This window comes from Armatimonas sp. (assembly GCF_964826245.1).
This window is the reverse complement of the sequence record NZ_CBAYMC010000233.1, coordinates 1-6,713: the sequence shown is the minus strand read 5'-3', so window position 1 is coordinate 6,713 and position 6,713 is coordinate 1. Positions and strand designations below refer to the sequence as shown.

Below are 6,713 nucleotides of genomic sequence, written 5' to 3'. Positions count from 1 at the left end.
GCGAATGTCGCCGCCGTAGGAGCGTGCATGCCACTTCTCCACAGGAATATCGTTGTAGAACCGCGCGATACGAATCGGCTTGAACCTCACCCGATCTAGTGGCACCAGGTACTGCTCCGTGCCATCGTCAAGCACAAAGGGAGTGGTATCGGTCTCGTTGTAGGTTGTGCGCCAGGCCCCATCCCGGAAGATCTGGGTTACTTCATGCAGATAGAGCCCCGGAATGCGACCGGCAATACTAACCGCAAGCTCGGCCTGGGCACGAACAAGCCCGCGCACTTTTAGAGGTGTGAGATTGTTGGTCGCGTCTGCCAGTAGTACAGGGCGCTGGCGAAGGCGACGCGCGTCGCGGCTCACCCACTCTGCTCCTGTGAGGCAACCTACCGCCAACAATATTCCCACCGCAAGAGGCCATAAAACCGTGGGGCGTCCCTGGGAGATATTCAGGAGATTTTTCTCGGACGTTGGCGCGGGTACGGGGCTTGGAGATATTTTTGGTGTCAGCGACGTTTTTGGTTTTGGAGAGGCAGAGGGCGGGGGAAGTGACATGCTTTTTGGGTTACCAATCACCTGACGCAGGCGGATTTTCTCTAGCTCCAGGTTTCCCCAGACCCCAGCCCGCGCATCCCGTGCCCGCTTCTCCGCCGCCTCAAGATCCCGACGATTGGGAGCATACTGCCTTGCCCACGTTGCCAGCCCCTGCTCTACCAGCTCAATGGAGATATTGTGTTCGCCCGGTAAGTAGGTCAGATCACCGTAGACTACTCCCTTGGCCGCTGTCCCTCGAACCCCCACATTAACCTGTTTGCCCAGCACCCGTGCCTTTGTCCACTCCATAGCCACGTCTGCAAGCTCACCACTGGTTGGACAAACGGTTCCATGCAAGCGTACTTTGAGGGTCCAGCTATCCAGCTTCACCGAGAGCTGATCCCCGCGCTCTATCTCGATTACCGTTCCATGAAAGGCATCCTGGGCCACTACCTCTCGTGGAAGCAGAGCTAAAGACACCAAAAAACAGAGTCCCATCCAAAAAGCCAAAGAGCGCACGGGAGACCTTTCGCCAGACGCAAGGCAATTTCCTGCGGGAGGAAAGTTTTGACTTTATGATGAACCTAAGCTCTGGAGGATTAGTAAATGGTTTTCTTGAAACGAAATTTTTCTCTTACACTGGGGCTCGCCGCGCTCATGGCACTTCCCGCCACAGCACAAGACATTACCTTTGGCGGCGATGCACGCGCCTTCGCGATGGGTGGAGCAGGAATTGCCTCACTGGCGGGCAATAGTATCAGCGGCATGGGCTCCCGCAACAACCCCGCCTCGCTGGCGTTTGCCAGGGGGCTGATGCGCTTTCACTTTCCCAACATCGGTGCTCGTGCTGATGGCGCGATCTCCGTCACCAAGGCGGCAGACTACCTGATCAATAGCGGCTCGGGTGGCGATGCAACGGATTTAGCACGGCGCTTCGCTTCCGAGAACTCAAGTTTTGGCCTCAATGGAAGTGTCGGGCTGCGTGTCGGGCCGGTAGAAGTGCTGGCAAGCGGAGTGGCGCAGGGCTATATCTTGCCCAATGCCGCACTCCAAAACTGGGGAAAGAGCGGCGGCACCGGTAGCGTCCCAGCAAACTCCCAGGCAGATGTCTTGGCGACAGCGGTCTACTCTCTCCCCCAAGTCGGGTTTGCATCCCAGCTAAAGTCGGGCGCAGGGGGAGAGAACTTCAAGGTGGCGGTGGGAGCACGCATCAAGTACATGAACGCCGTCTACGCCCACTACTTCGCCGATAAAGCGGCGCTTGATGGCAATACGGACTCCTTGAGAGCTCCCGAGATGGGCGGTAAGGACACACTGACCAAGCAAGGGGTGGGAGCGGATCTGGGGATCATGCTGGAGTCGAAGAAGCTTCTGGGTTTCTCAGGCGGTCTGGTAATCGCCAATGCTGTTAAGCCCAACTTCACCTTCACGGGGCAGTTTGGCGCCAATGCAAACGGCGGCGGTGGCACACGCACGTACAATCTTCTCGCCACCACGGCGACCGCGGGTGTTGGTTTTCAGAAAGGCGGCATGACGGCTGTCGCGGATCTCGTCGACATCACAGGTGCTATTGGAAAGGCGGAGCTACGGACGGGTGTCGAGCAGAAGCTTGGCCCGATTGCGCTCCGGGCAGGCTACAACAGCGCCACGGGCTACACCTATGGCTTAGGACTTGGCGGCTTTGATATTGCCCTGGGCAAGCGCCAGCCACTGGAAGTCGTTCGAACCCTCAGGTTTTAGCACGGCAGAGCGCGTCCACGCGCTTGAGAAGAGTCGGCAGGCGATGCGCTCCATGCATCGCCTGCACGTTTTGGGCAGCCTCCGCGAGAGCAAGCCCGGCCACGCTCACGAAAAGTGGGCTCGCACTCTCACCACGAAGCACTTCCGATACCGGCGCGGCTCCTACAAAGCGTGTCTTGGCCACCCCGACCACCGGGACTTTCCGATCCAGCGCTGCGTAGAGATGCCCGCCCAGTCCTGGATGACTCTCGTCGCCCAGCCAGACATAGCCATCCACGATAACTATCTTTAGCTCGGGCAAGACCGACGAGAGCAGTGCCAGCAAACACGGCAGCTCACGCTTGTAGAACTGACCAGGAACATACTCCGCCACGTCTTCTATCCGCACCGTCCACTCACGCACCGGTGTGGCGTCGCCCCAGCTTTCAAAAAGCACACACGCAGCTATCGCATGCCCATCGGCATGGTATTGAACATCGGTCGCAGCAATCATACTTGCACTATCGCCACGTTTCCAGGGTTGCTAAAACCTACATCCATCTTGCGGTGGGGCCAAAGTCGGCGCGGTAGTACTCGGAGACGTGGGTTCCGGGGGGGAAGAGCGCATCTAGGTCGGCGTGGTCTTCGGCGGTGAGCGTGAGGCTTCTTGCCGCCATATAGGCTTCGTACTGTGCAGTATTTTTGGGGCCGATGATCGGGCTGGTGACGCCGGGCTGGTTTAGCACCCATGCCAGCGCGACTTGCGACGGGTCGTAGCCACGGCTGTCGCACCACGCGACGTATTTCTCGACGGTTGTGAGCGCGGAGTCGTTGTCACGGGCGAACGGCGCGGACTTGCTGGCGTAGCGAGCACCATCGGGGCGGGGCGCACCGGCGCGGTACTTGCCCGAGAGCAGTCCCCCTGCCAGTGGAGCCCAGGGAATGGTCGCGATCCCGTAGGCACGGCACATCGGCAGAAGCTCCCGCTCGATGCGCCGATCCAGTAAGTTATACGGGGGCTGCTCACAGACAAAGCGGTTTAGGTGCAGGGTGTTGGAGGCCCAGAGGCTCTCGACAACTTGGTAGGCCGCAAAGGTGCTTGTTCCGATATAGCGCACTTTCCCTGAGCGCACTAAGTCGTCGAGGGCACGCAGGGTCTCATCAATCGGGATGCTAGACTGAGGACGATGGATCTGATAGAGGTCAATGTGGTCGGTGCCGAGGCGCTTGAGAGAGTCCTCACAGCCCTTGATGATGTGGTAGCGGTGCGAGCCAAAGTCATTTGGCCCCTCGCCCATCTTGTTGTAGACCTTCGTGGCCAGAAAAACTTTCTCGCGTTTTTCTCCGGCTAGTGCCTTGCCGACAAGGATCTCACTGATACCACGGGTGTAGACATCTGCCGTGTCGAAGAAGTTAATGCCTTCGTCTATCGCGCGGTGCATGAGCGCAATCGAGTCGGCTTCAGAGCAGTCATCGCCAAAGTTCATACAGCCCAAACACAGCTCGGAGACCTGCACGCCCGTGCGGCCAAAAGATCGGAAGTTCATGAAAAGATTGTACCCGTAGTCGGCTCCCATCAGGTACAGTACAGCATGTCTATGCCTGACGCGAAGTTGACGGGTACTCACGCCCTGGAGCGAGCTGTCATGAAGAAAATCATGACGCGCCTGATTCCCTTTCTCGCCATTTTGTATGTGTTCTGCCTGTTGGATCGAACCAATGTGAGTATCGCGGCTCTGACCATGCAGAAAGACCTCGCCTTTAGCGACAAGGTCTATGCGATGGGAGCGGGCATCTTCTTTATCGGCTATTTTCTGTTTGAGGTACCCTCCAACCTGATCATGGAGCGTGTCGGGGCGCGGCTTTGGATCGCCCGCATCATGGTCACCTGGGGGATTATCTCCGCGGCGATGATGTTTGTTAAGACCCCGCTGCAGTTTTACTCGATGCGTTTCCTGCTGGGAGTCGCGGAGGCAGGGTTCTATCCGGGCGTCTTGCTCTACCTGACCTACTGGATTCCCGCCTCGTACCGGGCGACCGTGATGTCGCGATTTCTGGCGCTGACCGCCTTTATCAATATCTTTGGCGGACCACTGGGCGGCCAGCTCCTCCAGTTACACGGCTGGCACGGGCTGGCCGGGTGGCAGTGGCTCTTTCTTATTGAGGGAATCCCTTCCGTTCTCCTTAGTGTCGCCGTCCTGCGATTCTTATCGGACTCTCCTCAAAAGTCTACCTGGCTCACAGAACAGGAAAAATCGTGGCTTGTCAATCGCTTGGAGCACGATGCCAAGACCCAGCAGCGCGTCCACCACTTCGACTGGCGCAAAGCTCTTGCGGAGCCACGTGTTCGTAATCTCTGCCTGATCTTTATTCTCACTTCGACAGCCAATAACGCACTGGGCTTCTTCACTCCTCAGCTCATCAAGGCCCGTAGCGCGGGACTCTGGTCTGATACCGCGGTTGTCACTTGGGGGGCCATCCCGGGGATTGTGGGCGCGATTGCCATGATGCTGGCTGCAACCCACTCCGACCGCACGGGCCAGCGCCGCTTGCACGTCACGGTGGGGTACGGGATCGCCAGCCTGGGCATCTTGCTCTGCGCACTCATGCCAAGCGCGGCCACGCTTTTAGTGGCTCTCTCGCTCAAAGAGCTCGGAGAGCGCATCGCCGCGGGCTCGTACTGGGCTGTGACAACCAACTTGCTGGGGGCACGAGCGGCGGCGGGTGGTCTGGCCTTTATCAACTCTGTCGGGAACCTTGGTGGGATGATCGGCCCCAACCTCATGGGCGAGCTCAAGACCCGAAGCGGCGGCGCGTTTGGCCCTGGCCTGTTCACCGCGATGGCCATCATGCTCACCGCCGCGATTCTCTCCTATGTCATGCTGAAGCCCCCTCCTGCCCCAGAGCCCGCGAGCGCCCACTAAAACTTGCACTTGCGCCACTTGAGCTTCGGTGATATCATCATTTCGTCAATTCGCGAAATATAAAACTAATGACCAATGAACAGCTTACCACCGCCTTCAAGGCCTTAGGCGACCCTACTCGCCTCGCGATCTTTCAGTGCCTCCGCGACTGCTGCCCCACCGTGGCACTCGAGGAGAATGGCGAGATTCGCCCTGCCAGTGGCCCCACCGTCGGGGAGGTATGCTGCCAGATCACCGGCGCGGAGAAGATCACCTCCACGGTATCCGCCCACCTCAAAGAGCTACGGCTCGCAGGGCTTATCACGATGGAGAAGCGTGGGAAGTTTGTTGTCTGTGCCCTGAATCCCGCGACCGTGGCGGCACTTGCCGCATTTTTAGGAGAAAAAACTAATGCCTGTTGCTAAGACCCACGTCTCGCTCAATGTGAGCGATGTTACCCAGTCCGTTGCCTTCTACGAAGCGTTTTTTGGCGAGAAAGCCCACAAGCTACGGCCCGGCTACGCCAACTTTGACCTGGAGTCCCCGGCTCTCAAGCTGGCGCTCAATGAGAGCGCTGTTAGCACAGGCGGGGCGCTGAACCATCTCGGCATTGTGCTAGATTCGGCCGAGGCGGTCAATGCAACCCGCGAGCGCCTTGCGGCGGCGAATCTCATTGCTCTTGACGAGGGCGACACGGTCTGCTGCCACGCACGCCAAGACAAAGTCTGGGCACAAGACCCCGATGGCAACTCTTGGGAGGTCTATGTGATCCTGGATGACATGCAAGATGGCGCGTTCGAGGCCCCTCCGAGCGCGACCCAGCCTGTGGGGTGCTGTACACCAAAGGCGCGTGGCCTAAGCCTTTCGATGGCAAAAACCAGTGGAGGATGTGGCTGCTCATGAAACGCGTGTTATTTGTCTGTGTCCATAACGCCGGTCGCTCCCAGATGGCCGAGGCATTCGTCAATCACTACGCCAAGGCGCGTGGCCTAGACATTGTCGGGGAGTCGGCGGGAACGGTCGCGGGCACGCAGATCAACCCGGTTGCCGTCGAAGTGATGAACGAGCTCGGCATTTCGATGGGGGGACAGTCGCCCAAGCAGCTTACCCAAGAGCTTGCCGACAGCGCCGATAAGAAGATTACGATGGGCTGTGGGGTGGATGCGGCTGCCTGCCCCGCACGGATTTTCTTCACCGAGGACTGGGGGCTCGATGATCCCAAGGGCCAGCCACTTGAGAAAGTGCGCGAGATCCGTGACCAGATCAAGGAGCGTGTTGAGAAGCTCCTGGCAGAATTTGCATGAAACAGAAGTTTCTCGCGGAGCTCGTGGGCACGTTTGGGATTGTCTTTGCACCCGTGGCGCTCTCGGCCTCGGGCAAGCTTTCTGGTGGTGACGGCTCGCTGGCGGCAGCGGCATGGGCATCAGGGCTGGCGGTGCTGGCCATGATCTACACCTTTGGGCACATCAGCTCCGCGCACTTCAACCCTGCCGTCACGCTGGGTTTTGCGGTCTCGGGGCGCTTTTCGTGGAAACAAGTTCCCGGTTATGTTCTGGCACAGGT

9 protein-coding genes are annotated in these 6,713 nt (G+C 58.8%); 6 read left to right on the top strand and 3 right to left on the bottom strand.

Translation table 11 applies throughout. From position 1 onward, the window contains the following. Window positions 1-1,008, bottom strand: a 1,008-nt coding sequence (locus AC1XOS_RS18095; protein WP_481963620.1) for a thermonuclease family protein, incomplete at its 3' end; no start/stop codon positions are given. A 135-nt stretch (window positions 1,009-1,143) separates the two neighbouring features. Here AC1XOS_RS18095 and AC1XOS_RS18090 point away from each other — a divergent pair. Further along, entirely contained in the window at window positions 1,144-2,268 is a 1,125-nt protein-coding gene (locus AC1XOS_RS18090) for a hypothetical protein (protein ID WP_481963619.1), read from the top strand. Here AC1XOS_RS18090 and AC1XOS_RS18085 read toward each other — a convergent pair. After that, the gene (locus AC1XOS_RS18085) at window positions 2,258-2,761 is read right to left on the bottom strand and encodes an endonuclease V (protein WP_481963618.1); all 504 of its coding nucleotides are present in this window, start codon (window positions 2,759-2,761) and stop codon (window positions 2,258-2,260) included. The two genes, AC1XOS_RS18090 and AC1XOS_RS18085, sit on opposite strands and share 11 nt — an antisense overlap. Before the next feature lie 37 nt (window positions 2,762-2,798). Next, entirely contained in the window at window positions 2,799-3,794 is a 996-nt protein-coding gene (locus tag AC1XOS_RS18080) for an aldo/keto reductase (protein ID WP_481963617.1), read from the bottom strand. A gap of 51 nt (window positions 3,795-3,845) precedes the next feature. On the opposite strand from AC1XOS_RS18080, the gene AC1XOS_RS18075 reads away from it, so the two are divergent. The 5 genes from AC1XOS_RS18075 to AC1XOS_RS18055 form a co-directional block, all read left to right on the top strand. Then, window positions 3,846-5,171, top strand: a complete 1,326-nt coding sequence (locus tag AC1XOS_RS18075) for an MFS transporter (RefSeq protein ID WP_481963616.1) — start codon at window positions 3,846-3,848, stop codon at window positions 5,169-5,171. Window positions 5,172-5,239: 68 nt separating this feature from the next. Beyond that, on the top strand, window positions 5,240-5,575 hold the full coding sequence (locus tag AC1XOS_RS18070; protein ID WP_481963615.1) for an ArsR/SmtB family transcription factor: 336 nt from the start codon (window positions 5,240-5,242) through the stop codon (window positions 5,573-5,575). Beyond that, window positions 5,562-6,053, top strand: coding sequence for an ArsI/CadI family heavy metal resistance metalloenzyme (locus tag AC1XOS_RS18065; protein WP_481963614.1), 492 nt, complete (start codon window positions 5,562-5,564; stop codon window positions 6,051-6,053). Before AC1XOS_RS18070 ends, AC1XOS_RS18065 begins: the two co-directional genes overlap by 14 nt. Then, window positions 6,050-6,454, top strand: coding sequence for an arsenate reductase ArsC (locus AC1XOS_RS18060; protein ID WP_481963613.1), 405 nt, complete (start codon window positions 6,050-6,052; stop codon window positions 6,452-6,454). Before AC1XOS_RS18065 ends, AC1XOS_RS18060 begins: the two co-directional genes overlap by 4 nt. Then, window positions 6,451-6,713, top strand: a 263-nt coding sequence (locus AC1XOS_RS18055) for an aquaporin (protein WP_481963612.1), incomplete at its 3' end; no start/stop codon positions are given. The genes AC1XOS_RS18060 and AC1XOS_RS18055, both read left to right, overlap by 4 nt.